Below are 25,548 nucleotides of genomic sequence, written 5' to 3' on the forward strand. Positions count from 1 at the left end.
CGGAGGAGTTTCCAGGATGGGGACCGTGACGGCATCGGGTGCTGGGCGGCTTCGGGTCGCACGGGTGGTGCGTGAGACGCACGACGCGGTCTCAGTCGAGTTCGAGGTGCCGGCCGAGCTGGTGGAGCGGTTCCGGTTCGAACCGGGACAGTTCCTTACGCTGAGGATACCGACACCCGACGGCGGCTGGGCCGCGCGATGCTACTCGCTGTGCAGCGCGCCCGGTGACGGTCCGCCCACGATCACCGTGAAGCGGGTGGCCGGCGGGCTCGCGTCGAACTGGATCTGCGAGACACTCGGGCCCGGCGACGAGATCGAGGTGCTGCCGCCCGCGGGCCTGTTCGTGCCGCGGGCCGGGCAGCGTGATCTGTTGTTGTTCGCCGGTGGCAGCGGGATCACCCCGATCATGTCGATCCTGCGGGCCCGGCTGGCGGCCCCGGGCGGCTCCGCGGTCCTGGTCTACGCGAACTCCGACGAGCGTTCGGTGATCTTCGCCGGGGAGTTGCGACGGCTCGCCGCCGAGCATCCGGACCGGCTGCTCGTGCTCCACCTGCTGGACAGCGTGCAAGGACTGCCCACGGCCGAACTCCTGGCATCGCTGTGCCGGCCGTTCCGTGCCGCCGACGTCGCCATGCTCTGCGGGCCTGCCCCGTTCATGGCGGTGGCCGGTGAGGCGCTGGCGCGGCTCGGCGTGCCCCGCGAACGGGTCGTCACCGAGAAGTTCCGGTCGCTGGAGTCGGACCCGTTCACCGAGCCGGGCAGCGCCACCGATGCCGAGACGGTGCCGGCGGGCCGGGAGGCCGCGACCGTCACGGTCGAACTGGACGGCGAGCGGCGGACGCTGCCGTGGCCGGCCCAGACACCGCTGCTGGACCTGCTGCGTGGAAACGGACTTGATGCCCCGTTTTCCTGCCGGGAGGGTGCGTGCAGCGCCTGTGCCTGCCGCCTGGTCGCCGGTGAGGTCAAGATGCTCCGCAACGAGGTGCTCGAGGAGGAGGACCTGGCCGAGGGTTACCTCCTGGCCTGCCAGGCGGTGCCGGTGACCGAGCACGTCGAGGTGACCTACGACTGAAGATCGGCAGCGGCTACCCGTTCAGCAACTGGCGGACCCGGTCGTGCGCTTCGAGCACCACTTTCGCTCGATCGGCGTCGGCGGCGGAGGCGGCTTGGACCTCATGGCCGCTGACGATGCGCACCGGGCCGTGCGGGAGATGCGCGAGACCCTCGCGGGCCACCTCCTCCGGCTCGGAGACGACGAGCCCGGGAACGTCGAAGTTGAGCCCGGCCCGGGCCATCGCCGGGGTACGGGTGGCGCCGAGCACTAGCGCCAGGACGTCCACGCCGTGCTCGCGAAGCTCGACCCACAGGCTCTCCGCGAAGATCTGGACGAACGCCTTGGCACCGCCGTAGACCGACTGCCGCATCGCGCCGTGGTTCCCGGAAAGCGACCCGGCGAGCAGGATCCCGCCGCGGCGCCGGTCCCGCATGGACTGTCCGAAGTGGTGAACCAGTGCCATCGGAACCGCGACGTTCAGGTCGATCACGCGCTGGAAGGCGGTCAGGTCACCATCGAGGAACGGCCTGCTGTGCGAGTTGGCTCCGGCGTTGTGGATCAGCAAGCCGACCTCGATGTCGGCGGTCGCGTCCACCACGCGGCCGATGGCGCCGGGCTCGGTCAGGTCCGTCGCGAGCGTGCGGACCTGCACTCCGTGCGCCCGGCATTCGGCCGCGGTGGCGGCCAGCGGATCGCGCTTGCGCGCGATCAGCACCAGGTTGAGGCCGGCTTCGGCGAGCAGGCGGGCGAAGGCCGCACCGACCCCCTCGGAACCGCCGGTGATCACGGCCCACGGCCCGTAGCGGCGACTGTCCATTGCGGATTCCGTGCGTTCGGTCATGGTCACCAGGTTGCCGGAGGGCACCGAACCCACGGGGCAAGGTTTCCCGCTCAGCGGGACAGCGCCGTGGTCGACGGGGGACGAGGCGGTAGGAGGTAGGAATGCGCATTGGCCTGTCCACGCCGGTGGTCTTTCAGCTGCCCGGGGCGTACTCGGAGTGGGAACGCGACGCCGGGATCGAGGACATCGCCGAGATAGCCCAGACCGCGGACGAACTCGGCTTCGACCACCTGACCTGCGCCGAGCACGTCGCGATCCCGGCCGCGGTGGCTTCGCAGCGGGGCGGTGTGTACTGGGACCCGGGGGTCACCCTGGGCTACCTGGCCGCCTGCACGCGTCGGGTCAGGCTCGCCACCTCGGTCGTCGTGCTCGGTTACCACCACCCGCTCACGCTGGCGAAGCGGTACGGCACGCTCGATGTGATCAGCGGTGGCCGGCTGGTGCTCGGCGTGGGCGTGGGTTCGCTGGCCGAGGAGTTCGCGCTGCTCGACGCCCCCTTCACCGACCGCGGCGCACGCGCCGACGACGCATTGCGAGCGTTGCGGGCGGCGCTGTCCGAACGTGAACCCGCTTACTCCGGCGACTACTACACCTTCCAGGGCATGGTGGTGGAGCCGCACGCGACGCAGAAGAAGGTGCCCCTGTGGGTAGGGGGACGAACCTTCCGGTCGCTGCGCCGCGCATGTGATCTCGGTGACGGCTGGATGCCGTTCGGGCTGTCCACAAAGGAACTCGGCGGCCTGCTCGCGCGGGTCGAGCCGCCGGAGGGTTTCGAGGTCGTGCTGTCCTCGGGGCCGCTGGACCCGGAGACGGATCCCGAGGGGGCGCGGTCGCGGTTGCGGGAACTGCGGGAGGTGGGGGCGACGGCGGTGACGGTTTCGGTGGTCGCCAGGTCGTGCGCGCACTACTGCGACCAACTGGCCACGTTGCGCACGCTCGCGGCGCAGGAAGAAGGAAGTTGAGAATGAGCGAAGAAACGAGGTTGGCGCGGCTCGAACAGCGCGTGCAATGGTTGACGGATCAGCTCGCCATCAGCCAGTTGATCGCGTCATACGGGCCGCTGGTCGACGCCGGTGATGCGGACGGTGTGGCGGCCCTGTGGGCCGAGGACGGCGAGTACGACGTCGAGGGCTGGCACATGCGTTCTCGTGACGACGTGCGGGCAATGGTTCGGTCGGACTCCCACCAGGAGATCATCAACGGTGGTAGCTGCCACTTCCTCGGGCCGGCGCACGTGACCGTCGACGGCGACGACGCCGTGGCCGTATGCGACTCGATCCTGGTGCGACGCCGCAACGGTGGCTTCGAGATCGACCGGGCGGGCGCTAGTCACTTTGTCCTCAAGCGACTCCCGGAGGGCTGGCGCGTCCTCCGCCGCACCACGCGTTTGCTGAACGGTGGCGTGCAGGCCCGGGGGCTGCTGGAGGCCGGGGTCCGGGGCCGTCCGTTGTGAGTAGCCCGGTGTCCGGTGGCGGTTCCCGGTCCGGCCACAACGCCGGCGCGATGGCCCCCGGGCTTGATGGCGCCGACCGGCGGTCTACCAGTCCTGCCACGGGATGATGGTCCGCAGCGGGCCGGACAGCAGTAACTCCTCGGCCGGACCGGGCGCGCCGTCCTCGGCCCAGGCCGCCTCCTGCCGGCGGATGTCGTGCTCGACTCGCACCGGGTCCTCGTCGAGGAAGAGCAACCGCAGGCGCAGCGAGCCCGGCGGGAAGTCCGGGCCGCCGTCGCGGGGCACCGTGGCGTGCCGTTGCGTGTGCAGGAACGAGAAGGTCCAGCCGCCCGCCACCCCGGGAATCGCGAGCAGCCCTGGCATTGCCACCGTGTCGTGCCAGCGGAACGCCTGCTCGGCCGCCAGGCCGTGGGGGTCCTTGACCCGGGTCAGGGTCAACCGGATACCGCGGTTCGGCCGGAAGGGCAGCGCCTCCGCCGACACGAGCACCCGCGGCGCCACGTAGCCCTTGACGGGCGAGAAGAAACCGAGAAAGGGACGCTCTACATAGGACAGTTCCGGCCGGCGCCCCCACTGGAACGACCGCTCGCCGAGCGCGGACCATTCCGTGACGCTCTGCTCGGCCGGATCGCGGAACCAGTACATGGCCACGAAGTCCAGCCCCGAGTACTCCGGGGCGGGCGCGGTGGTCAGCTCCGCGCAGTCCGCGGTGGCGGCCCACCGCTCGCCCCAGGCGACCCCGGGCAGAAGCAGGTTTTCCGGGCGATGGTCGAGCTGGTGCCACTCGTTGTAGTCGCGGTAACGCGCGGGATCAGTGAGCCTGACGAACGAGAAGAACGCGCGTGAAGAGAACACAAAGGTGAAGTGTAGGTGAATCAAATAGGTACACCAAGCGCTTGCTTGGTATTGGATGGGTCCTGATCTTCCGGGTCAGGACACGGTGGGCATGACCTCGGCGGCGAACCAGCGGAGGTAGTCGAGGTACTCCGCGGTGCAGGCGATGCCGGGCGGCAGGCCGATCGCGGTGCGGGTGACGCCCGCGGCGGGGTAGTCCGTCGCGTAGGCCTCCACCAACCGGTCGCGGTAGGCATGCAACTCGGCGGCGCCTGCGCTCGCGAAGGAGCGCGGGATGGGTACATCGGCCGGGGGCTCAAGCCAGTTCACGTCGAAGGTGTCCGCTTTGCCGGAGTACTCCGGCTGGGCCCGCAAGTAGTCGAGCAGCGGCGGGATCTCGTCCAGGGTGAAACCGGTCGGGTTCGGCTGCCACCCGTCGTGCCGCGCGGCGCGGCGCAGCGCGGGCTTGGAGTTGCCGCCGACGTAGATCGGCGGGCGGGGACGTTGCACCGGTTTCGGTTCGAAGGCCAGCCCGGACACCTCGAAGTGCTCCCCGTGATATTCGGGCTTTTCCTCGCGCCACAGGATGTCGAGGATGTCGAGGATCTCGTCGGTGATCGCACCCCGCCGCGAGAACGGCACACCCAGCACGGTGAACTCCTGCTCGGCGTGCCCGACCCCGACGGAGACGTTGAGCCGGCCGCCGGAGAGCACGTCGATCGTCGCCAGCGCCTTGGCGAGCTGCAATGGATGGTGGTAGGGCAGCACGAGGACGGTCGCATCGATCCGGACGTTCGTCGTCGCGGCCGCGGCGAAGGCCATCACGCTCAGGGCGTCCTGCCAGTACGCGCCGAGCCGGGGCACCTCGAAGTATGGCATGGCGAAGTGCTCGGGCACCGTGACGGAGGTGTAGCCGAGCTCGTCGGCCACTTCGAGGATTCGCTTCAGCTCGGGCGGGGTGAGTTCGTGAGCCCATTTCCAGCGGCCCGGCAGGTGGTTAGTGCCCGGCAAGGCGACATCGAAATTCACCTTTCCTCCTAGAGACTGTTTTGAAGTGGTTTGCGTGGCGGTGCGGGTAGCGGAACCACCTAGTTGAGAACGAAACCGTCGAGGAACACCGAGGTGCAGTCGCGCGCCAGTTGTTCGATCGGATAGGAGCCCTCGGGCCGGAACCATTTCACCGACAACCACACCGCGTCCCTGATCAGGCGGTAGAAGACCCGCGGCGGGATGTCGCGGCGGAACACCCCGCTCGCGCGACCGTCCTCGATCACGTCGAGCCAGGTCTGCTGGACCTCGTGCACGGCCGCCTTGATGTGCTCGCCGCCCGGTCGCTGCCGGAGCCGGCGCAGCTCGTTCTGGTAGATCAGGGTCTGGTGTGGCGCGGCTTTCGCCGTTTCCAGCGAGGCGGCGACCAGGCCGTGCAGGCGGGCGCGTGCGTCGGAATCCGTGGCCACGACCTCGCGGTAGCGGTCGAGCAACGCGCGGAGATACCGGGTCATGATCTCGTCGACGATCGCGTCCTTCGATGCGAAATAGTGGTAGAGGCTGCCGGAGAGCACGCCCGCGGCCTCGGCGATTTCGCGCACGGTCGTCGAGCGGACTCCCTTACGGGCGAACAGTTCGGCCGCGCCCCGCAGGATCGCGGCGTACCGGACCGACTCCGCCGGCACGCTCACCCGATCCGCTCGATGATCGTCACGTTCGCCTGGCCACCGCCCTCACACATCACCTGCAGGCCGTAGCGTCCGCCGGTGCGCTCCAGTTCGTGCAGCAACGTCGTCATCAGCCGGGCGCCGGTCGCGCCCAGCGGGTGGCCGAGCGCGATCGCCCCGCCGTTGACGTTGACCTTCGCCGGATCGGCCTTCGTCTCGTGCAACCAGGCCAGCACGACCGAGGCGAACGCCTCGTTGATCTCCACGAGGTCGATGTCGTCGAGGCTCATTCCTGCCTTGCCGAGCGCATGCGCCGTGGCGGGGATCGGTGCGGTCAGCATGTACACCGGGTCGGCGCCGCGGGCGGAGATGTGGTGGATGCGGGCGCGCGGGCGCAACCCGTGCGTTTCGACGGCGCGTTCGGAGGCGACGAGCAGCGCGGCGGCGCCGTCGGAGAGCTGGCTCGACACGGCCGCGGTGATCCGGCCGCCGTCCCGTACCGGTGCCAGGGAACGGATCTTGTCCCGGTTCGGTACCCGCGGTCCCTCGTCGTGCGCCAGGCCGGCGACGGGGACGATCTCCCGGTCGAAGCGGCCCTCCGCCCGGGCGTGCAACGCGCGCTCGTGGGAGGCGATCGCGAACTCCTCCATGTCCTCGCGGCTGATGCCCCACTTGTCGGCGATCATCTCGGCCGCGCGGATCTGGTTGATCTCCTGGCCTCCGTAGCGGGCCTGCCAGCCCGTGGAACCGGAGAACGGGTCGGGAAAGCCGAGCGACTGCCCCAGCGTCATGGCGGAACTGATCGGGACCGCGCTCATGTTCTGCACCCCGCCGGCCACCACCACCTCGGCCGTGCCGGCCAGCACCGCCTGCGCGGCGAAGTGCACCGCCTGCTGCGACGAGCCGCACTGGCGGTCGACGGTCACGCCGGGCACCTCCTCGGGCAGTCCCGCCGCGAGCCAGCAGGTGCGTGCGATGTCGCCGGCCTGGGGACCGACCGTGTCGACACACCCGAAGACGACGTCCTCGACCGCGTTCGGGTCGATGCCGGTGCGCTCCACGAGGGCGCTCAGCACCGCCGCGCCGAGGTCGGCCGGATGCACCTGGGCCAGCCCGCCGCCGCGGCGGCCGACCGGTGAGCGCACCGCCTCGACCAGATACGCCTCGCTCATCATCTCCTCCTTCGCGTGCCGGTAACGATACGCAGGCGGGCCGAACTTGGACAAGCGCTTGTTAGAAGCCTGGCACACCGAGCGGGTTTCCGATTGACCAAGCGCTTGGTAGCCTTGATGGCGGCCCGCGCCGAGCGGGACGCGGCGAAGGGAGAATGGGACATGGCGGATCCTGCAGCGGTGGGTGAGGTCGGTGAATCCTTCGCGGTGCCGATCGAGCGCGGCAAGATCCGGGAGTTCGCGCGCGCGACGTACTCGGCCAACCCGGACTACCTCGACCGTAGCGATGCTCCGGTCCCGCCCACGTTTCTCACCACGATCTTCTTCTGGGCGGATGGCCAGGCGGATCCGTGGCCGCGGGTCCGGCTGGACCAACAGCGCGGGCTGCACGCGGAACAGGAATACGAGTTCTTCGGGCCACCGCCCCGGGCGGGCCAGCGGCTCACCGGCCGGTCGCGGATCGTGGACGTCTACCAGAAGCAGGGCCGGCGGGGCGGCACGATGACCTTCGCGGTCATGGAAACCGACTTCACCGACGAGACCGGCCGGCTCGTGGCGCGGGCCCGGCTCACCGGCGTGGAAGCGGCCGCTCCCGCCAAGGCGGAGGTGCGATCATGACGCCGGAACCGCTGGTCGTTGGCCCGCTGACGCGCACCGACTTCGTGCGCTACCAGGGCGCCTCCGGGGACATGAACCCGATCCATCACGACGAGCCATGGGCGAAGGCCGCCGGGTTCCCGGCGCCGATCGCGCTCGGCATGTTCAACGCGGGGTTGCTCGCGACCTGGGCCACCGACTGGCTCGGCGCGGAGAACGTCCGCCGCTACCGGATGCGCTTCGCCGAACAGGTTTTCCCTGGCGACACGCTGACCTGCTCAGGGCGGATAGTCCGGACCTACGCCGAGGGCGACGAGCACCGGGCGGATCTCGAACTCACCGCGACCACGCAGGACGGGCGCGTCGGGGTCCGCGGGTGGATGACGTTCGTGGTGCCGGAAGACCTGCCCGTCGAGCCGACCGAGGAGCCTGCATGAGTGCTTTGCCCACCAGGGGAACACCCGAGGCCGTCATCGTGGCGGCGGCCCGGTCGCCGATCGGGCGGGCGTACAAGGGCTCGCTGCGCGAGATGCGGGCCGACGACCTCGCGACCCAGCTCGTCCGCGCGGCGCTCGACCAGGTGCCCGAGCTGGATCCGGCCGAGGTCGACGAGCTGCTGCTGGGCTGCGCCCAGCCGGCGGGGGAACAGGGTTACGGGCTCGGCCGCGCGGTCACCGTCCTCCTCGGGCTCGACGAACTCCCCGGCGCGACGGTGCAGCGCTACTGCGCGTCCAGCCTGCTCACCACGCGCATGGCGGCCCACGAGATCCGCAGCGGCGAGGCGCAGGCGGTCATCTCGGCCGGCGCGGAATGCGTGTCCCGGTATGGCCTGGGTAAGGCAGACGGCATGCCGGGCACCCACAATCCTCGCTTCGACGCGGCCCGTGCGCGTGCGGAGGCCGGGCCCCGGCCGTGGAAGGACCCGCGGCTCGACGGTGAGCTGCCGGACCTCTACCTGGCGATGGGGCAGACCGCGGAGAACGTCGCCGAGGTGTACGGGGTGAGCCGCGCGGCCCAGGACGAGTATGCGGCGCTGAGCCAGCGCCGCGCCGAGGCGGCGATCGCCTCGGGCTTCTTCCGCCGCGACATCACGCCGGTCACCCTGCCCGACGGCACCGTCGTGGACGCCGACGACTGCCCGCGCCCGGGCGTGACCGTCGAGCGGCTCGCCGAGCTCAAGCCGGCGTTCCGCGACGACGGCACGGTCACCGCCGGCAACTGCTGCCCGCTCAACGACGGTGCGGCCGCGCTGATCGTGATGTCGGATCGCCGGGCGGCCGAGCTGGGGCTCGAACCGCTCGCGCGGATCGTGTCCACCGGCGTGTCCGCGCTGAGCCCCGAGGTGATGGGCCTGGGTCCGGTGGCCGCCGTCCGGCGTGCGCTGGACCTGGCCGGGATGCGGCCGGGCGACATCGACCTGATGGAGCTCAACGAGGCGTTCGCCGCGCAGGTGCTGCCCTGTGTGGACCAGATCGGCATCGACGTCGACCGGGTCAACGTGCACGGCGGCGCCATCGCGCTCGGGCATCCGTTCGGCCAGACCGGTGCCCGGCTCATCACCACGCTCTTGCACGGCTTGCAGGAGACCGATCGTCTCCTCGGGATGGCCACCATGTGCGCGGCCGGTGGCCAGGGCATGGCGCTGGTGCTCGAACGCCTGACGTGAGCGTCATCCCCAGGTCAGTGGGTCGAGGTGCAGGTAGAACCGCCGCCGGTCGTCGTCGAGGCGAGTCCCGTATCGACGGGCGAAGGTTTCGTCGGCCACCGCGGCTTGCTCCTCGTCGCGCCAGGTCCCGCGGGCGTTGCCCAGAAGCAGCGCGATGTCGGCGTACGGATCGGCTGTTCCGAGACGGTCGAGGTCGATGAAGCCCGCGACATCGAGCGTAACCGGGTTCAGGATGATGTTGGGCAGACAGAGATCTCCGTGGCAGACAACCGATTCGGCGGCCTCCTGCCCGAGGCGCCATTCGACCTGCGGGGCCAGCCGTGCGAGTAGTGACTCAGGTGGTGTCTGCTGCTGTTCCACGGGCAGGAAGTCCGGGTTGACCGCGCCCCTGGAGACTACGTCCTGGGCCAGCGCGAACATCTGCGTGAGGCCATGGGTAAACGGGCAGGTGTCCGTGGGCAGGTCGTGCAAGCGCCGTACCGCGTCTGCGATCGATTCCCAGGCACGGGCGAGGGTCGCCGGTGGGACGGAGCCCGCGTCTACGCCCACAACGGCGCTGGTTACCAGGCATGCGCCCGCTTCGCCGACGCGCCAGTCGAGGACGCTGGGGCAGGGGATGCCTTGGGTGTGGAGCCATTCGGTCTTGTCCCGCGCGGCTTCCAGTTCCGTGACCTGATCGGCCGGGACGCACTTGGCGTAACACGAGCCGTCCCCGGCTCGAAATGTGCGGGCTCCGGATTCTCCGCCGTGGACGGGGACCCAGTCATGATCAGCGGGGGCGGGAAGCACCCGTACCAATTTACCGGGCTGTGGCGAATCCCTCGAGGAAGGTCGCGAGGTAGGCCGACGCGAGGGTGTTGACCGGGTCGGTGGTGTCGCCGAGCTGATCGGGGTCGGAATGGAACAACGTGTCGCGGATGAACCGGAACAGCACCCACAGCGGCACCGTGCGCTGGAAGACGCCTTGCTCCCGGCCCTTGGCCAGCACCGACAGCCAGGTCAGCTTCACCTCGTTCGCGGCCTCGACGAGCTCGTTGCCCGGTGAGTGCGTGTACAGGTGGCGCATTTCGCGTTGGTAGATCTCGGTCGCGTGCGGGTGTCGGTGCACCGCCTCGAGCGAGGTGATCACGAGCTCGCGTACCGCCTCACGCGGATCCAGGTCGCGGGAGGAGATCTCCCGGTAGCCGGTCAGCAACTCGCGGAGGTAGCCGTGCACCACCTCACCGGCGATCGCGTCCTTCGACGGGAAGTGGTGGTAGAGGCTGCCGGACAGGACACCCACGCTGTCGGCGATCTCGCGCACCGTGGTCGCGGCGATGCCCTTCTGTGCGAAGAGCCGGGCCGCGCTCGCGAGGATCAGCGCGCGGCGCGGCTGCTCGTCGGTCATTCCTCGCCCCTTTCCGGGAGGCGGTGACGCGGCTCCCAGCATCCCCGGGCTCAGCCTAGCGCTTGCTTGGCCAGCTGCCCAGCCACTGGCGTGGATACCAAGCAAGCGTTAGATTGCAAGGATCGACGCCGCGACCGTGGAAGGTGCGATGACGCCGCCGATCAAGACCGCCCTGTACGCGCCGAAGGCCGGCGCGGAGGCCTGGCGTGACCGGCTGCGGGCGATGGACGACAGCGGGCTCACCGCGATCTCCGTGTCGGACCACTTCCTGGCCGGGCACTCCGATCCGGTGGCGGCGCTGGGTGCGCTGGCCACGGCCACGCGGCGGCTGCGGCTGATGTCGCTGGTGCTGTGCAACGACTATCGCCATCCGGTGCTCACCCACAAGGCCGCGGCGACCGTCGACGTCCTCTCCGGCGGGCGGCTCGATCTCGGCCTGGGCGCGGGCTACCTGGTCGCGGAGTACGCGTCCGCGGGCCTTCCCTTCGACCGGGCCGGGATGCGCGTCGAGCGGCTCGAAGAAGCCATCGGCGTGGTCACCGCGCTGTTCTCCGGCAAGCCGGTGGTGCATGCGGGCGAGCACTACCGGATCTCCGGGATCACCGGAACGCCCGCGCCGGTTCAGCGTCCCCACCCGCCGCTGGTGCTCGGCGGCGGTGGCCGGCGGATGCTCCAGCTCGCGGGACGGTACGCGAGCATCGCCGGCATTCATTCGAACCTGCGTTCCGGGGTGGCCTACGACGCCGCGGTGATCGAGGACATGCTGCCCGGCCGGATGGCCGAGAAGATCGGCTGGGTGCGCAGGGCCGCCGAGGGCGCCGGGCGTGACCCGGACGGTCTCGACTACCTCGCGATCACGTGGACGTGCCGGGTGGTGGACGCGCCCCGGCAGACCGCGGGGGCGCTCGCCGAGGTGTGCGCGCGCTACGGCGTGTCCACCGAGATCGGCCGGGCCTCAGCCGGGTTGCTGGTCGGGACCGTGGAGGAGTGCGTGGAACAGTTGTGTGAGCGCCGGGACCGGCTCGGACTGACCTATGTGGACTTCGGAGCCGCGGAGTTCGACGCCCTCGCTCCGCTGATCGACGCCCTGTCGGTGGCCGGACGATGACTGCCGAGTACCCGTTGACGGCGTTGCACCACGTGGGCATCGTCGTGCCGGATCTCCAGGCCGCCGTCGCGGATACGCGGCGACGGCTCGGGTTGGACCTCCGCGTGTTCCCGGCGGGTGTCTACCGCTGCCGGATCCACGGCCGCTACGCCGAACCCGTAACGCAGGTGGCGCTGTCCGTCGAGGGGCCGCCGCACCTGGAGTTGCTGGCCGCCGTCTCCGGTAACGACGTGTGGGTTCCCGTGCCGGGAGTGCACCATCTCGGGTTCGTCGTCGACGACCTGCCCGCGGCCGCGCGGCGGTTGGCACAGGCCGGCTCGCCGCTGGTCATGGGCGGGCTGGGGGAGGGGCGGTTTCCCGCGGGCGCGACCTACCACCGCGACCCGCTCGGGCACCTCGTGGAACTACTGGACGAGCGGACGGCGGACCGCTTCGCACGGTCACTCGCCGAGCCCGGCGGGTAAGCATCCGGTGATCGCCTTGACGGTCCCCGAAACGGAAACTAGCCTACCTTGATCAAGCGCTTGGTTGGTCCAGAGAGGGACGATCATGAGAACAACGAGGTTCGTAGCCGCGGCCGCCGCGGCGGCGCTGCTCCTGGCCGGATGCGGCAGCCAGGGTTCGTCCGGATCGGGCGGGCCGGACCAGCCGCTGCGGGTGATGATCACGGGTGGGCTGAGCGCCCCCGGCGTGCTGGCCGCGAACGCGCAGACGTCGGTACTGGCCGCACGAGCCGGCGTCGAGGACATCAACAAGGCCGGCGGCATCGGTGGCCGCCGCGTCGAACTCACCGTCGTCGACGACACCGGTGATGCCACGACCGCGGTCACGAAATTACGGGAAGCGTTGGCGTCCAAGGAGAAGCCCGACGTCTTCCTCAACTCGGGCCCGTCCACGATCGCGAACGCGACGCTCCCGATCCTCAAGCAGAACAAGGTGCTCGCGTTCAACGTCGGTCCGACGAAGGACTCCGCGGATCCCAAGCAGTACCCGCTCAACTTCGATCTCTCGCCGGGGCCGCAGGACCAGCTGAAGGGATTCATCGCGCACATCAAGCAGAAGGGCTACGCCTCGGTTGGCGTGATCCACGGCAACAGCGCCTACGGCCAGACCTTCTCCGCGAACGCGCAGGACGCGTTGACCGCGGCCGGGATAACGGTGGTGGGCAACGAACAGTACGACGTGTCCGCGCTCGACATGACCCCGCAACTGCAGAGCCTGCAAGCGAAGAACCCGCAGGTGCTGGTGGTCGACGCGTACGGGGCGCCGGCCGGATACCTGTTGCAGAGCCTGGAGAAGCTCGGCTGGAACGTGCCGCTGCTGGGTGACACCTCGGTGTCGGCGACCAGCCTCGTGTCCACGCCGCCGCCCGGCGGGATTTTGGGCACCCCGCAGGTCGCGAACCTGCTCATGCAGGTCTTCAAGAGCACCTCTTACGACCCCGCCGCCGACAAGGTGAACAACATGGTCAAGACCATGTCCGGGCTGGGGCAGATTCCGGGGAACCTGATCCTGGCCTACAACTACGACGTGTTCGCTCTGCTCGCCGCCGCGGCGCGGGACGCGGGATCGACCGAGACGGCCGCGCTGGCGAAGTCGCTGGAGAAGCCGGCCGTGCAGGAGTCGGCGGGTACGGCGGTGATCTCGCGGTACAACTTCACGTCCGAGTCGCACGAGCCCGCCGCCGACGCCGACACGTTCACCTTCGTGGCGCCGTCGAAGATCCTCAACGGCCAGTTCGGGCACCCGGGCGCCTGAGGGTTGGGAGCCACGCCATGACGCTCATCTGGTCCGGGCTCGCGCTCGGCGCCGTTTACGCGCTGGTCGCGGTCGGCTACAACATCGTGTTCATCTCCTCGCGCACCTTCAACTTCGCGCACGCCCAGCTGATGATGGTGGGCACGTTCGTCGCCTACACCGGCCTGGTCACCCTGCACCTACCGGTCATCGTGGTGGCGTTGCTGGCCGCGGTGACGGTACTCGTATTGGCCGGGCTGGAAGAGCGGTTCGCGGTGCGGCCGGCGGCGTCCCACGAAACGCAGCTGGTCACCACCCTCGGCGCGGCCACCCTGCTCAACGGGGCGGCCCAGCTGATCTGGGGCGGCCAGCCGCTGACGGTGCCGTTCTTCGGGTCGAACGACGTGACGACCCTGCTGGGCGGGCGGGTCTATCCCGTCGAAATCGTGTTGATCGTGCTCGCCGTGGTGCTCGTGGTGGTGCTCGCCCAGCTCAGCCGGCGTACCCTGCTCGGCCTGGCGCTGCTGGGCATGTCGGAGGATCGCGAAGCCGCGATGTTGCGCGGCATCAACGTAAAGCGGCTCGTCCTGGGCGCTTTCGCGTTGTCCGGAGCACTCGCCGGGGTGCTCGGGCTTTTCGTGGGCCCCAAGACATACGCGGTGGCGACGCTGGGTTCCGCGTTGGCGCTCAAGGGATTCGTGGCGCTGGCCATCGGCGGTTTCGGCTCGCTGGCTGGAGCGTTGCTCGGCGGGCTGTCGGTCGGCGTGATCGAGTCGGCGACGGCGCGCTACCTGGGCTCCGAATTCAGCAACCTCATGGTCTTCGCGGTGCTGCTGATCATCCTGTTGGCCCGCCCGGCCGGCTTGTTCGGCCGGGTTCGAGAACGGGCGGTGTGAACCATGGTCGTCTGGCGGGCATTTCGTGCCGTCCCAACGTGGGTGCCGCCGCTGGTGGTCGCGGTGGTCGTGCTGTTGCTGCCCCAGCTGGGATTGGACTTCGCGACGTCACGGCAGGTCCAGCTGGCATGCATTCTCGCGCTGGTTGTCAGCGGGTTGAACCTCTCGCTCGGCTACGCGGGGCAACTCGCGCTCGGTCAGGCCGCGATGTACGCGGCCGGCGCCTACACCGCGGGATTGTTGTCCATCGCCGGGTACACCGACATCCTGCTGCAACTGGTGGTGGCCGGGCTGGTGGCGCTGGCGGTCGGGGTGCTCACCGGCATCCCTGGCCTGCGGCTGGGCAGCTGGTCGCTGGCGATGACGTCGTTCTTCCTGGTGCTGCTGGTGCCCGACGTGCTCGCGATGTTCGAGGACGTCACCGGCGGCCACAACGGGTTGAGCGGAATCGAAGGCCCGACCCTGTTCGGCGCGCCACTGGATACCGACGGCTATTACGTCGTGATCGTGGTGGTGGCCATTGTCTGGTTCGCGGTGCTGCGCAACATCGTCGTGTCCCGGCACGGTGTCGCGTTCCGCGTCCTCAAGCAGAGCCCGGTGCTGGCCTCGTCGGTCGGCATCTCGGTGTTCCGGATGAAGCTGCTGGGGTACGCGCTCGGTGCGTTCCCGGCGGGCCTGGCCGGTGCTTTGTTCGCCAACCTGGACGGCTATCTCTCACCCGAGACGTTCACCTTCACGCTGGCCACCTCGGTGCTCGCCGCGTCCATCCTCGGCGGTTCGGCCAGCGTGTACGGGGCCGCGGTCGGCGCCGCGATCATGCAGCTCGGCCCGAACCAGTCCTCGGCGTTCCAGCAGTACGCGCTCGTCTTCTACGGCGCGTTCCTGATCCTGGGCGGCGTGCTGCTCGGCGGTGGCCTGGCCCAGCTGTTCCGCGGTCTGGTCACGCGCCTCGACCGCAGAGCGGGCCTGGCCCCTTCGCGAACCGCCGCACCACCGGGGGAACCGCCGGAGGTCCCTGCCTTGCGGGGCGTCGAGCTGGCGGTGTCCGGCCTGTCCAAGGCGTTCGGTGGGAACCAGGCGCTGCGGGACGTGTCGATCACCGCGGCCCCCGGCCGGGTTACCGCGCTGATCGGGCCCAACGGGTCCGGCAAGACCACGTTGCTGAACATGATCTCCGGTTTCTACCGCACCGACGCGGGCCGGATCGCCCTCGACGACGGCCAGATCCAGCGACTGCCGGCCCACCGGGTCGCCAGGGCAGGTGTGGCCCGCACGTTCCAGACGCCCAACCTGCCCGCCGGGGTGACGGTGGCCGAAGCCGTCGCGTCCGGCCGGTACAGCACGCATCGGGCATCGACGCTCGGCGCGGTGTTGCGGCTGCCCCGGTTCCGGCGGATCCGCGCGGCGGACATCGCCGAAGCCGAGCGAGTGCTGGAGCTCGTCGGGCTGGCGCACCTGCGGGACGCCGAGGCGGTGTCGCTGCCACTGGGCAACCGGCGGCTGCTGGAGGTCGCCCGGGCGCTGGTGACGGAGCCGAAGGTGCTTCTGCTGGACGAGGCGGCGTCCGGTTTGGACGAAGACGAAGTCGACCGGCTCGCCGAGCTGATCCGCCGGATCCGCGACGCGGGCGGCACCGTGCTGCTGGTGGAACACAATTTCCGCCTGATACTGGCGTTGGCGGACGAGATCTTCGTGCTGGCCCACGGTCAGGTGATCGCGTCCGGCCCACCCGAGGTCATCGAGCGCGACCCGCGCGTGCTGAACGAGTACCTCGGCGTGCGCTCCACCGAGTCTGCCGAGTCTTCTGAGTCTTCAAAGGCCATGGACACGATGAAGGCGGGGGAGCGATGACGACCGAGCCGGGCCCGGTGCTGCGGGTTCACGAGCTGGCCACCGGGTACGGCGACCTGCGGGTCGTGTGGGACGTCTCGGTCGAGGTGCGGGCGGGCGAGGTGACCGCCCTGCTGGGACGCAACGGCGCGGGCAAGACGAGCACGCTGCGCGCGGTGTCCGGGCTCAACAAGATCTCGCACGGCACCGTCGAGTTGGCCGGTGAAGACGTTTCCCGGCTCGCGCCGCACGTGCGGGTGCGCCGGGGAATGGCCTATGTCCAGGAAGGCAAGCGAGTCTTCCACCGGTTGACGGTGGAACAGAACCTGTTGCTCGGCGGCTATCCGCGCCGCCTCGGCCGGGCGAAGCTGCGCGGCTCGGTGGACGCGATCTACGACCTGTTCCCGATCCTCGGCGAGCGGCGCGCACTGCTGGCCGGTGCGATGTCGGGCGGCCAGCAGCAGATGCTGGCCATCGGGCAGGCACTGATGGCGAAGCCGTCCCTGCTGTTGCTCGACGAGCCGTCCGGTGGCCTCGCGCCGGTCGTGGTGGCGGAGGTGATGGAGCGAATCGCCGCGCTCAAGGAGACCGGGCTGGCGATCCTGCTGGTGGAGCAGGCGGTCGAGGCCGCCCTCGGCGTCGCCGACCACATCGCGGTGCTCGACATCGGCCGCGTGGTGCTGACCGCACGCGCCGACGAGGTGTCGAACCTCGACCTGGTGCGAGACGCGTACTTCGGCCGCGCCGGCGCACAGTCACGACCGGACTGAGCGGCTTTCCGGCGGTCGTTCCTCGCTGGTCGCTGCTCCCAATACTCCGACTGTGAGCTTGTCCAGGTTGTCAAGTACAAGGTCGGCCAGGTCCGGGCCGGCCTCGGTCGCAACCCAGATTTCCAGGCCGACGCGAAACGCGGCAACCGCCGCCGCTGCGACAAGCTTGGCGTGCTGCGGGTCTCGCCCGGCAGGCGGATGCGCTTCGGCAACCGTGCGGACGAGCTGGTCGAATCCCGCGAACACAGCGTTGAGGGGTGCTTCGAGCGCGGGGGTGGCGGAAACGACGCGTAGGCGTGCCAACTCGCGGTTCGACTGCTCCGTGTAAGCGTGGCAGATCTCGCGTATCACCGCGTGCAAAGCCGTGAGAGTCGATTCCTGCGGTGGCCGCCGGGCGAAGAGGTCTTGTGCCAGGGAGAGGTGCTCGCGGAGGTGGCCGAGCACGAGGTCTTCCTTGGAGGTGAAGTAGCGGAAGTAGGTTCGTATCGAAACCGTGCACGCTTCGCAGATGTCTTCGAGCCGCACTTGGTCGTAGCCGCGATCCAGAAACATCCGAAGTGCGGCCGACTCCAAGCTCTCCCTGGTCATCGCCTTCTTACGCGCTCGCAGGCCCACTGCCGGCCCAGGCGTCTCGACCTTGCCCATAAGTGCCTCTCATTGACATGTGCCAGTGACTGGCGCGATTATATCCGGGGCTTGGGGTCGCAACCGAAGGAGGACTCGTGACCGAGAATCAGCGCCCGCGACATCAGCAGTCCAGCGGCGAAAGCAAGGTCGTGGTCACCGGCTTCGACCGATTCGTCATCAGCGAGCCGGATGACAGCGGAGTCACCCTGGTGTCCGATGTGCTCCGCGAACGGTTCACCGGAAGCCTGGTCGGTGAAGGCACGGCAGACCACGTCCGCGTTCTTTACCCGGATGGGCGGCACACCTTCACGGGCGTTGAGCGGATCACCGGCGCGCTTGACGGGCGGACCGGTTCTTTTGTGCTCACGGCGCAGGGATATTCGGTCGACGGGATGGTGCATGGGCGCTGGGAGGTCGTCCCGCAGTCGGCAACGGGGGAACTCGCGGGACTTCGCGGTCACGGCGTCTTCACGGCAGACACGCGGCTCGCCGCCGACGCCGACATTCACGCAAACGCCACAGACTGCTTTACCTACTGGTACGAGTGACCGCGGCGCAGAGTGGGCCGGCTGGTGAAAGCCGGACTTTCCACCCTTTCCTTACCTCAAGCGCTATGCGTGCGGTCCGGCGGCGCTGACGGTTTGCGCGGACCGGGCGCGCAGTTCGGCGTCGATCTCGGGCACGGTCCACCGGCGGCCTTTGTCGATGGTCCACTCGTAGCTCCACCCCGCGAACCGCCGGATCTCTCCGCCCTTGGCGTAGTACACGGCACCGTTGTCCGGGCAGTCCTCGCTGAGCAGCCAGGCCACCAGCGGCGAGACGTTGCCGGGGTGGTAGACGTCGAACTCGTCCGCGTCGGCGGGTGCGGCCACCATCTCCGCCACGCCGGGCACGTTCTCGGTCATCCGGGTTCGGGCGACCGGAGTCACCGCGTTCACACGCACCCCGTAGCGGGACAGTTCCTGCGCCAGGATCACCGTCAGCGCCGCGATCCCCGCCTTCGCGGCGCCGTAGTTGGTCTGGCCCACCGCGCCGATGAGGCCCGACGTGGACGGGACGTTGACGACCGAAGCCTTGATTTCGCGCCCGGACTTCGCGGCATCGCGCCAGTACCCGGCCAGGACCCGGGTGGGGGCGAACGTGGCCTTCAGCTGCCCCTCGATGACGGCGTCCCAGTCGTCCTCGGGCATGTTCGCGAACATCCGGTCCCGCAGGATCCCCGCGTTGTTCACCAGGCCGTGGACCGTGCCGAATGTGTCCACCGCGAGGTCGAGCAGCTCCGTCGCGCCACGCATGGTGCGGACGTCGGCCGCGCTGGCCACCGCGATCCCACCAGCGGAGGAGATCTCCTTCGCCACCGCTTCGGCGATCCCGGGATCGAACCCGCGCCCGTCCGGGCCGGCGCCGATGTCGTTCACCACGACCCGGGCGCCCTCCCGGGCGGCAAGCCGGGCGTGTTCGCGCCCCAGTCCGCGGCCGGAGCCGGTCACGATCACCACACGATCGGCGAGAGCGGGCATCTGCGGATCTCCCTTCTTGTGCCTCACACTCCGGCGGGCTCGAACCGCGCTCAGTATCTCTGGTCGCTTGAGACGCGGTGCCGGTCGCGCGTGCGGTTGGACGGCGGGTGGACAGCGTCAGCGCAGGCGCGCCAGCACTTCGACTGCTTGCCCGACCATGCGGTTGATCAGTTCCTCACAGGTGGGTACGTCGTCGATCAGGCCGACCACCTGCCCCGTCGCCATGACGCCCAGGTCGGTGCGACCTTCGAGCAGCGCCGACCGGTACAGCATCGGCGCGTTGGCGGCCATCACCACCTGGCTCCAGGTCAGGCCGTGCGCCTTGCGCATAGCGAGGCCTTCCTTGATCATCTCGCGCCACGGGGTGCCGGACATCCGCTGGAAGGCGATCCCGTTGCGGACCGCGCGCAGTAGCCGCGCCGGGGCCTTGGTGCGCTCCAGTTGATCGACCGTGCCGGCCCGCAGCACCCGTTGCGGCACCCCGTCGACCTCCCGGGTCACCACCGTGTCGTCGACCGACTTGCCCAGATACACGTCCTTGACGGCGGACGCCACCGGGGACTCGGCGGTCAGCAGAAAGCGAGTGCCCATCGCGATCCCGTCCGCGCCGTAGGCGAGGGCGGCCACCAGGCCGCGCCCGTCGAAGTAGCCGCCCGCGCCGATCACCACGATGTCGACCGCGTCGCGGACCTGCGGCAGCAGCAGGCTCGTGGGCACCCGGCCGGTGTGGCCGCCACCCTCGCCGCCCTGCACCACGACCGCGTCGGCACCCCACGCGGCCACCTTCTCCGCGTGACGCCGCGCTCCGATCGACGGCATGACGACCAGGCCCGCGTCCTTGCAGCGGGCGATGAGGTCCTGCCGGGGCGCCAGCGCGAACGACGCGACGCGCACGCCCTTGCTGGCGAGCAGGTCGATGCGCCGGGCGACGTCTGGCTGGTCGGCACGGATGTTGACGCCGAAGGGCTGGTCCGTCAGCGCCTTGATCGCGTCGATCTCGCGGGACAGCTCGTCGTAGGACAGCAGCCCCGCGGACAAGATCCCGAGTCCGCCCGCCTGTGCCGTCGCGGCCGTGAGCTTCGCATCGGAGACGAAGCCCATCCCGGTCTGCACGATCGGGTATGCCACGCCGAACAACTCGGTGGCGCGCGTGGCCAGCGCGGGATGGCCCGCCGCTCGGGACCGGCTCACTGGTTACCTCCTTGTTCCCCGTGGACTGGGTCGGTGTGCCGATTCTAGCAAGCGCTTGGTTATGCGTACTTGGACGCGAAGGCGTGGATGCTCGACACGACGTGGTCGAGTTCCTCGGCGGTGGTGCCGTGGCTCATGCCCAGCGACATGCCGCGCCGGAACACCTCGTCGGCCACCGGCAGCCCACTGGATGGCACGCGGAACTCCACACCCCGCATCATCGGGTGCCGGGTGACGTTGCCGCTCCAGACCGTGCGGGTGTCGATCCCGGCGGCCTCCAGGGACTCCTGCAGGTCGCTGCGCTCGAAGCCGGCGCCGGGCTTGACCAGCACCGGATAGCACAGCCACGCGGTGTGGAAGCCGTCCAGCTGGCGCGGCGGCGAGAACAGGGTCGGGTAGGCGCCGAAGGCTGTGCTGTAGGCGTCGAAGATCTCCGCGCGGCGGGCGAAGTTGCGATCCAGCTTGTTCAGTTGCTGCAAACCGAACGCCGCGCCCAGCTCGGACGGCTCGAAGTTCCACGGCAGCACGTCGAAGATGAAGTCGTTGTCGTAGGCGACGCCGTCGAGGTCCTCCCGGAACACCCGGCCCGTGCCGGCCGATCCGAACAGGTGCGGCTCCGAGCGGCGGCCCCAGCGGCGCAGCATCAAACCCTTGTCGCGCAAGCGTTCGTCGTCGAGCGTGACCATTCCGCCGTTGCCGGCACACGTGATGACGTGCGCCATCGCGAAGCTGGTGACCGTGATGTCGCTGCGCAGGCCGGTCGGCGTGCCGCGCAGCGTGGTGCCGATCGCGTCGCAGGAGTCCTCGATGACCTTGAGCCCGTACCGGTCGGCGAGCTGGCGGATCACGTCCCAGTCGGGCGCGTTTCCGGCGAGGTTCGGGATCAGCAGTGCCCCGGTCTTCTCGGTGATCATCTCCTCGATCTTGGTCACGTCGACGTTGTAGGTGTCGGGCTCGACGTCGACGAACACCGGGACCAGCCCGGCCCGGACGATGGGGGAGACGTCCGTGGAGAAGGTCAGCGGTGAGGTGATGACCTCCGCGCCCTTCGGCAGGTCCAGCAACTCGACGGCCAGATAGATCGCCGAGGACCCGGAGTTGCACATCAGGCCGAGCCGCTTGCCGTAGAGCTCGGCGACCCGGCGCTCCATCTCGGCGACGTGCTTGCCGATCTTCAACGCGAGCGGCCCGCCGCGCAGCACCTCCAGCACCGCGTTGATTTCCGCCTCGTCGTGCACGCTGCGCGCGTAGACCACGCGATCCACCATTTTTCCTCCTGCTGTCGGGTCGGGTCGCGTTCAGCGGATGGTCGAGCCGGCGTCGATGGGGAACGCGGCACCCGTGACGTAACGGGCCTCGTCGGAGGCGAGGAACACCAGGGCATTGCTGACGTCGATCGCCTCGATCCGCGGCACGGGCAGGCTGTTCATGAACAACGGCCCGAGATCGGGCCTGGCTTCCAGAAGTTCGGGCAGCACCGCCGAATGTCCCTGTGGGGTGTCGACCCCGGTCGGGTGGATCGTGTTCACGCGGATGTTCCGATCCGCGAGTTCCAGCGCCAGCGACCGCGCCAGCCCCACCAGAGCGTGTTTGGCCGCGACGTAGGGCAGATAGAAGGGCAGCCCCTTCAACGCGGCCGACGAGCCGGTGATGACGATGCTGCCGCCCCCGGCGGCGACCAGGTGCGGGATCGCCGCGGCGCAGGTGTGCCAGACACCGGTGAGGTTGATGTCCAGCGTCGTCTGCCAGATCTCGGGGGTGATCTCGTCGTGCGGTTGGACCGTGGCGATCGACGCGTTCGCCGACACGATGTCGAGCCGGCCCAGCTCGGCCACTCCCTCCTCAACCGCGGCGGCCAGCCCTTCGGCGTCCCGGACGTCTGCCCGCGCGGTGTACACCCGCCGTCCCGCCTTTTCGACCAGCCGGGCCGTTTCGGCCAGGCCCTCCTCGGTGCCCATGGCGTAGGGCACGAAGTCGATCTGGCGGCAGATGTCGACGGCGATGATGTCGGTGCCTTCGGCGGCCAGGCGCACCGCGTGGCTGCGTCCCTGACTCTGCGCGGCCCCGGTGATCAGGGCGACCTTCCCGGACAGTCTCATCGGCGAGCTCCCTTCGGCGGACACCAGCATATGTAGCAAGCGCTTGATTAACAATCACGCGACGGTCCCACTGAGCAGGACCGTGTCTGTCGCGCCCGCCGCGCCGCTCGTATCGTCACCAGTCCCCGGCGCGGCATCACGCCGGACTGGCCACAGTGGACTGTGAAGGGGGGTCTGGGGGCTTGCCCCCAGTTGGGGGTGTGGGGGCGGAGTCCCCGCAGGGCAGAGTGTCTGGGGTTGCACCCCCAGAAGACAGGAGGGTGTCGTGTCGGAGGGAGGTTCGGCGAAGCCGCGGCCGGCGGCTGAGGTGAGCGAGTGGAGCGCCGAAGCGGATGTCGTTGTCGTCGGGTACGGGGTGTCCGGGGCGGCGGCCGCGATCGGCGCCGCGGCCGAGGGCGCCGACGTACTCGTCGTCGAGCACACCGGCGGCTGGGGCGGAGCCGCGGCGCTGGCGGGCGGGTTCATCTACCTGGGCGGCGGCACCGCGCTGCAGAAGGCATGCGGCTTCGACGACACCCCGGAGGCGATGCACACGTTCCTGTCCGCGGCGATGGGGCCGGGGCTGGACGAGGCCAAGATCGAGGTCTACGCCGAGCGAAGCGTCGAGCATTTCGACTGGCTGGTGCGGTGCGGGGTGCCGTTCCGGGCCGCGTTCTTCGACCGGCCGGCGTGGGAACCCGCGGGCGACGAGGGCCTGATGTACTCGGGCGGAGAAAACGCTTATCCGTTCGCCGACCTCGTCAAGCCGGCTCCACGCGGGCACTTGCCGCAAATGGCGGACAAACGCACCGGCGAGCGCGGCGGCGGTTACATGCTGATGCTGCCGCTGACCAAGACCGCCGAGCAGTCGGGTGCGCGGGTGCGGTACAACACCCGGTTCCAGCGCCTGGTTCTGGCCGCGGACGGCCGGGTGGCCGGGATCGTCGCGCGCAGCTTCGGCGAAGAGGTCGCGATCCGGGCGCGCCGCGGGGTGGTGCTGGCCGCAGGGAGCTTCGCGTTCAACGCGCAGATGGTCGCCCGGCATGTGCCCGCGCTCAGCGGACGGCCGGGGTCGGCCGTCGAGCAGCACGACGGGCAGTCGATCCGTGCGGCGCAGGCCGTCGGCGCGGACGTGGCGAACATGTGGGCGTGCGAGGCCGCCGTGCACACCGATCCGGGGCTGATGATCCGCGGCATCGTGGTCAATGCGCGAGGCGAGCGCGTCATCAACGAGGACACCTATCCCGGCCGGATCGGCCAGGCCCTGATGCTGCGGCACGACAGCCAGGGATTCGTCGTCGCCGATGAGCAGGCCGTCGAGGACGCCGCGGCCAACCGTGTTTCTTCGGGGATGCCGGCTCCCCAGCCGCGCTGGGTCAGCGACGACCTCACCGAACTCGAAGCGGCCATGCACGTTCCGGCCGGCATGTTGGCGGCGACCGTCGGGCTGTACAACCGGCATGCCGCGGATGGTCAGGATCCCGTTCACCACAAGGCCGCGCGCTGGGTGCGCCCGCTGCGCCCGCCCTACGGCGTGTTCGACCTGCGCGGCCACACGTCCGGGTTCACCCTGGGCGGCTTGCGCACCGACATCGACGGGGCGGTGTTCGATGTGGACGGTGAACCGATCCCGGGGTTGTACGCCGCGGGCCGGACGACGGCCGGCATCGCCGCGGGCGGATACGCCAGCGGGGCGTCCCTTGGCGACGGGAGCTTCTTCGGCCGCCGGGCCGGCCGGGCCGCGGCGAAGCGATGACGCCGGCGCCCGAAGGTGAGCTTGCTGGCAGGGCGAGCCTGGTCAGGCTCGGACGGCACGGCGTGCTGTGATCGGGTTGTTCGGCTCGGCCCAGGTGATCTCGAAATAGTTGTCTTCTGGATCGCAGAGGTAGGCCGAGCGGCCCGCGAAGAACTCGGCATCGACGGGCTCCTTGGTGACGCGGGCACCTGCTTTACGCATCTGCTCGGTCAACTGGTCGACCTCTTCGGCGGTGTCGACCATGATCCCGACGGTGCAGCGGATGCCTCCGCCGCCGGGGTCCGGTTCGGCGTTCCCGTCGCGCGCGAGTTGAGCGATCGGGAACACCGCGAGGACGACGCCACGGAGTTCGAACGCCGCGAAGTCGTCTTCGTCGATGATCTGCGGCCAGCCGAGCCGGCGGTAGAAGTTCCGGAGCCGGGGCAGGTCACGTGCGCCGAGCGTGATCATCACGTCGGCCAGGGGAGTGGGTGCGCTCATGGCGGTCAGTATCCGCCAGGGGTACGACATCCGGCGGAGCTGGGCCTGAGCTCACCCACCCACGCTGGGGCGTTACTTGATCGCGAATCCGGCGTCGATCGGGAGCGTCACGCCGGTGATGTAGCGGCCGGCGTCGGACACCAGCCACACGATCGCTTCGGTGACGTCGCTGGCCTCGATCAGCGGCACCGGCATGAGATTGGCCATGCCGGCGGACAAATCCGGGTTGTCCGCCATGTGCCGCTCCAATGCCTGGTTCACGACCATCGGGGTGTTCACACCGGTCGGATGCACGGTGTTCACGCGGATGTTGTGCGGGGCGAGCCAGTACGCGAACGTGCGCATGAGACCGACGACGCCGTGCTTGCTCGCGCAGTAGCCCTCCAGCCCGGCTTCCCCGTAACCGCCTCGTCCGGTGAGGCCCTGTGTCGAGCTCGTGAGCACGATCGCGCCGCCGCGGCCCTGCTCGATCATCAGTGGCGCGGCGGCGTGCACGGTGTTCCACACCCCGAAGAGATTGACCTCGACAATGTCCCGAAAGGACTGTTCGGGCTCGTTCCCGGACCCGCCGCCGGGGGCGATACCGGCGTTGGCCAGCACGATATCCACCCCGCCGAGCTCACGCGCCCCCTCGGCGACCGCGGCGCGCAGGGCGGCACCGTCCCGGACATCGGCCTCGGTGGCGATGATCCGGCGGCCCAGCGCCTCGACCTCGGCGACGGTCTGCGCCAGATCGTCCGAAGTGGACATCGCGTAGCCGACCGTGTCGATCTGCTTGCAGATGTCGACCGCGATGATGTCGGCGCCGTCGGCGGCGAGCCGCACCGCGTGGCTGCGGCCCTGCCCGCGGGCCGCTCCGGTGATGAACGCAACCTTGCCACTCAACGGTTTTCCTT

Annotated in this window: 28 protein-coding genes; 14 read left to right on the forward strand and 14 right to left on the reverse strand. The window is 69.7% G+C overall.

All coding sequences use genetic code 11. From position 1 onward, the window contains the following. Positions 1 to 16: 16 nt before the first annotated feature. Entirely contained in the window at positions 17 to 1,072 is a 1,056-nt protein-coding gene (locus A3CU_RS0119645) for a ferredoxin--NADP reductase (RefSeq protein WP_043841731.1), read from the forward strand. Positions 1,073 to 1,085: 13 nt separating this feature from the next. Here the strand turns inward: A3CU_RS0119645 and A3CU_RS0119650 are convergent, their stop codons facing one another. Continuing rightward, positions 1,086 to 1,895 carry an SDR family NAD(P)-dependent oxidoreductase gene (locus A3CU_RS0119650; RefSeq protein WP_245617202.1) on the reverse strand — a complete coding sequence of 270 codons (810 nt, stop codon included), beginning with the start codon at positions 1,893 to 1,895 and terminating at the stop codon, positions 1,086 to 1,088. Positions 1,896 to 1,996: 101 nt separating this feature from the next. Here A3CU_RS0119650 and A3CU_RS0119655 point away from each other — a divergent pair, with 101 nt between their 5' ends. Together A3CU_RS0119655 and A3CU_RS0119660 are read left to right on the forward strand one after the other, a co-directional pair. Continuing rightward, positions 1,997 to 2,857: an LLM class F420-dependent oxidoreductase gene (locus tag A3CU_RS0119655; RefSeq protein WP_027943756.1), complete on the forward strand. Its 861-nt coding sequence runs from the start codon at positions 1,997 to 1,999 to the stop codon at positions 2,855 to 2,857. A 2-nt stretch (positions 2,858 to 2,859) separates the two neighbouring features. Next, on the forward strand, positions 2,860 to 3,348 hold the full coding sequence (locus A3CU_RS0119660) for a nuclear transport factor 2 family protein (protein ID WP_027943757.1): 489 nt from the start codon (positions 2,860 to 2,862) through the stop codon (positions 3,346 to 3,348). Between the two features lie 84 nt (positions 3,349 to 3,432). On the opposite strand, the gene A3CU_RS0119665 is transcribed toward A3CU_RS0119660, so the two are convergent. From A3CU_RS0119665 to A3CU_RS0119680, 4 genes are all read right to left on the reverse strand, one after another. Beyond that, a complete protein-coding gene (locus A3CU_RS0119665) occupies positions 3,433 to 4,203 on the reverse strand; it encodes a hypothetical protein (RefSeq protein ID WP_027943758.1) in 771 nt (256 codons plus the stop codon). Positions 4,204 to 4,278: 75 nt separating this feature from the next. Continuing rightward, complete coding sequence (locus A3CU_RS45585) at positions 4,279 to 5,211, reverse strand: TIGR03619 family F420-dependent LLM class oxidoreductase (RefSeq protein ID WP_052371882.1); 933 nt, start codon at positions 5,209 to 5,211, stop codon at positions 4,279 to 4,281. Between the two features lie 59 nt (positions 5,212 to 5,270). Then, positions 5,271 to 5,861, reverse strand: a complete 591-nt coding sequence (locus A3CU_RS0119675; RefSeq protein ID WP_211246461.1) for a TetR/AcrR family transcriptional regulator — start codon at positions 5,859 to 5,861, stop codon at positions 5,271 to 5,273. Next, positions 5,858 to 7,009, reverse strand: a complete 1,152-nt coding sequence (locus A3CU_RS0119680) for an acetyl-CoA C-acetyltransferase (RefSeq protein WP_027943760.1) — start codon at positions 7,007 to 7,009, stop codon at positions 5,858 to 5,860. Before A3CU_RS0119680 ends, A3CU_RS0119675 begins: the two co-directional genes overlap by 4 nt. 162 nt (positions 7,010 to 7,171) lie before the next feature. Here A3CU_RS0119680 and A3CU_RS0119685 point away from each other — a divergent pair, with 162 nt between their 5' ends. Genes A3CU_RS0119685 through A3CU_RS0119695 form a run of 3 tightly spaced genes read left to right on the forward strand, consistent with a single transcriptional unit; the run spans position 7,172 to position 9,272 of the window. After that, complete coding sequence (locus A3CU_RS0119685; protein WP_027943761.1) at positions 7,172 to 7,627, forward strand: FAS1-like dehydratase domain-containing protein; 456 nt, start codon at positions 7,172 to 7,174, stop codon at positions 7,625 to 7,627. After that, positions 7,624 to 8,043 (forward strand): MaoC/PaaZ C-terminal domain-containing protein, encoded by a 420-nt coding sequence (locus A3CU_RS0119690; RefSeq protein ID WP_043841734.1) that lies wholly within the window; start codon positions 7,624 to 7,626, stop codon positions 8,041 to 8,043. The genes A3CU_RS0119685 and A3CU_RS0119690 overlap by 4 nt, the downstream gene beginning before the upstream one ends. Continuing rightward, complete coding sequence (locus A3CU_RS0119695; protein WP_027943762.1) at positions 8,040 to 9,272, forward strand: acetyl-CoA C-acetyltransferase; 1,233 nt, start codon at positions 8,040 to 8,042, stop codon at positions 9,270 to 9,272. Before A3CU_RS0119690 ends, A3CU_RS0119695 begins: the two co-directional genes overlap by 4 nt. A 3-nt stretch (positions 9,273 to 9,275) precedes the next feature. Here the strand turns inward: A3CU_RS0119695 and A3CU_RS0119700 are convergent, their stop codons facing one another. Further along, positions 9,276 to 10,070 (reverse strand): APH(3'') family aminoglycoside O-phosphotransferase, encoded by a 795-nt coding sequence (locus A3CU_RS0119700; RefSeq protein ID WP_027943763.1) that lies wholly within the window; start codon positions 10,068 to 10,070, stop codon positions 9,276 to 9,278. A 1-nt stretch (position 10,071) separates the two neighbouring features. Beyond that, positions 10,072 to 10,659 carry a TetR/AcrR family transcriptional regulator gene (locus tag A3CU_RS0119705; protein WP_027943764.1) on the reverse strand — a complete coding sequence of 196 codons (588 nt, stop codon included), beginning with the start codon at positions 10,657 to 10,659 and terminating at the stop codon, positions 10,072 to 10,074. 148 nt (positions 10,660 to 10,807) lie between these two features. Here A3CU_RS0119705 and A3CU_RS45590 point away from each other — a divergent pair, with 148 nt between their 5' ends. The 6 genes from A3CU_RS45590 to A3CU_RS0119735 all read left to right on the forward strand — a co-directional run bounded on the left by A3CU_RS45590 (position 10,808) and on the right by A3CU_RS0119735 (position 17,000). Next, on the forward strand, positions 10,808 to 11,767 hold the full coding sequence (locus tag A3CU_RS45590) for a TIGR03621 family F420-dependent LLM class oxidoreductase (protein WP_052371883.1): 960 nt from the start codon (positions 10,808 to 10,810) through the stop codon (positions 11,765 to 11,767). Then, on the forward strand, positions 11,764 to 12,231 hold the full coding sequence (locus A3CU_RS0119715) for a VOC family protein (protein WP_027943765.1): 468 nt from the start codon (positions 11,764 to 11,766) through the stop codon (positions 12,229 to 12,231). Before A3CU_RS45590 ends, A3CU_RS0119715 begins: the two co-directional genes overlap by 4 nt. A gap of 85 nt (positions 12,232 to 12,316) precedes the next feature. Beyond that, a complete protein-coding gene (locus tag A3CU_RS0119720; protein ID WP_027943766.1) occupies positions 12,317 to 13,525 on the forward strand; it encodes an ABC transporter substrate-binding protein in 1,209 nt (402 codons plus the stop codon). Between the two features lie 17 nt (positions 13,526 to 13,542). Continuing rightward, positions 13,543 to 14,400, forward strand: a complete 858-nt coding sequence (locus A3CU_RS0119725) for a branched-chain amino acid ABC transporter permease (protein WP_027943767.1) — start codon at positions 13,543 to 13,545, stop codon at positions 14,398 to 14,400. 3 nt (positions 14,401 to 14,403) lie between these two features. Then, complete coding sequence (locus tag A3CU_RS45595) at positions 14,404 to 16,251, forward strand: branched-chain amino acid ABC transporter ATP-binding protein/permease (protein ID WP_052371884.1); 1,848 nt, start codon at positions 14,404 to 14,406, stop codon at positions 16,249 to 16,251. Beyond that, the gene (locus A3CU_RS0119735) at positions 16,248 to 17,000 is read left to right on the forward strand and encodes an ABC transporter ATP-binding protein (protein WP_043841736.1); all 753 of its coding nucleotides are present in this window, start codon (positions 16,248 to 16,250) and stop codon (positions 16,998 to 17,000) included. Before A3CU_RS45595 ends, A3CU_RS0119735 begins: the two co-directional genes overlap by 4 nt. Here the strand turns inward: A3CU_RS0119735 and A3CU_RS49880 are convergent. Beyond that, positions 16,986 to 17,645, reverse strand: coding sequence for a TetR/AcrR family transcriptional regulator (locus tag A3CU_RS49880; protein WP_052371885.1), 660 nt, complete (start codon positions 17,643 to 17,645; stop codon positions 16,986 to 16,988). The two genes, A3CU_RS0119735 and A3CU_RS49880, sit on opposite strands and share 15 nt — an antisense overlap. Before the next feature lie 77 nt (positions 17,646 to 17,722). Between A3CU_RS49880 and A3CU_RS45605 the strand changes: the two genes are divergently transcribed. After that, entirely contained in the window at positions 17,723 to 18,175 is a 453-nt protein-coding gene (locus tag A3CU_RS45605; protein WP_043841739.1) for a DUF3224 domain-containing protein, read from the forward strand. Between the two features lie 63 nt (positions 18,176 to 18,238). Here the strand turns inward: A3CU_RS45605 and A3CU_RS0119750 are convergent, their stop codons facing one another. The 4 genes from A3CU_RS0119750 to A3CU_RS0119765 all read right to left on the reverse strand — a co-directional run bounded on the left by A3CU_RS0119750 (position 18,239) and on the right by A3CU_RS0119765 (position 22,437). Further along, complete coding sequence (locus tag A3CU_RS0119750; protein ID WP_027943769.1) at positions 18,239 to 19,147, reverse strand: SDR family NAD(P)-dependent oxidoreductase; 909 nt, start codon at positions 19,145 to 19,147, stop codon at positions 18,239 to 18,241. Between the two features lie 117 nt (positions 19,148 to 19,264). Beyond that, complete coding sequence (locus A3CU_RS0119755) at positions 19,265 to 20,338, reverse strand: NAD(P)H-dependent flavin oxidoreductase (RefSeq protein WP_027943770.1); 1,074 nt, start codon at positions 20,336 to 20,338, stop codon at positions 19,265 to 19,267. A gap of 59 nt (positions 20,339 to 20,397) precedes the next feature. After that, on the reverse strand, positions 20,398 to 21,606 hold the full coding sequence (locus tag A3CU_RS0119760) for a DegT/DnrJ/EryC1/StrS family aminotransferase (protein ID WP_043841742.1): 1,209 nt from the start codon (positions 21,604 to 21,606) through the stop codon (positions 20,398 to 20,400). Positions 21,607 to 21,636: 30 nt separating this feature from the next. After that, the gene (locus tag A3CU_RS0119765; protein WP_169739660.1) at positions 21,637 to 22,437 is read right to left on the reverse strand and encodes a mycofactocin-coupled SDR family oxidoreductase; all 801 of its coding nucleotides are present in this window, start codon (positions 22,435 to 22,437) and stop codon (positions 21,637 to 21,639) included. Between the two features lie 265 nt (positions 22,438 to 22,702). Here A3CU_RS0119765 and A3CU_RS0119770 point away from each other — a divergent pair, with 265 nt between their 5' ends. Beyond that, on the forward strand, positions 22,703 to 24,172 hold the full coding sequence (locus A3CU_RS0119770) for an FAD-dependent oxidoreductase (RefSeq protein WP_027943773.1): 1,470 nt from the start codon (positions 22,703 to 22,705) through the stop codon (positions 24,170 to 24,172). A 42-nt stretch (positions 24,173 to 24,214) separates the two neighbouring features. On the opposite strand, the gene A3CU_RS0119775 is transcribed toward A3CU_RS0119770, so the two are convergent. Together A3CU_RS0119775 and A3CU_RS0119780 are read right to left on the reverse strand one after the other, a co-directional pair. Next, entirely contained in the window at positions 24,215 to 24,652 is a 438-nt protein-coding gene (locus A3CU_RS0119775; protein WP_027943774.1) for a VOC family protein, read from the reverse strand. A 72-nt stretch (positions 24,653 to 24,724) separates the two neighbouring features. Continuing rightward, a complete protein-coding gene (locus A3CU_RS0119780) occupies positions 24,725 to 25,537 on the reverse strand; it encodes a mycofactocin-coupled SDR family oxidoreductase (protein WP_027943775.1) in 813 nt (270 codons plus the stop codon). Between the last annotated feature and the right edge of the window lie 11 nt (positions 25,538 to 25,548).

It is taken from the genome of Amycolatopsis taiwanensis DSM 45107 (genome assembly GCF_000519205.1).
Lineage (GTDB): Bacteria > Actinomycetota > Actinomycetes > Mycobacteriales > Pseudonocardiaceae > Amycolatopsis_E > Amycolatopsis_E taiwanensis.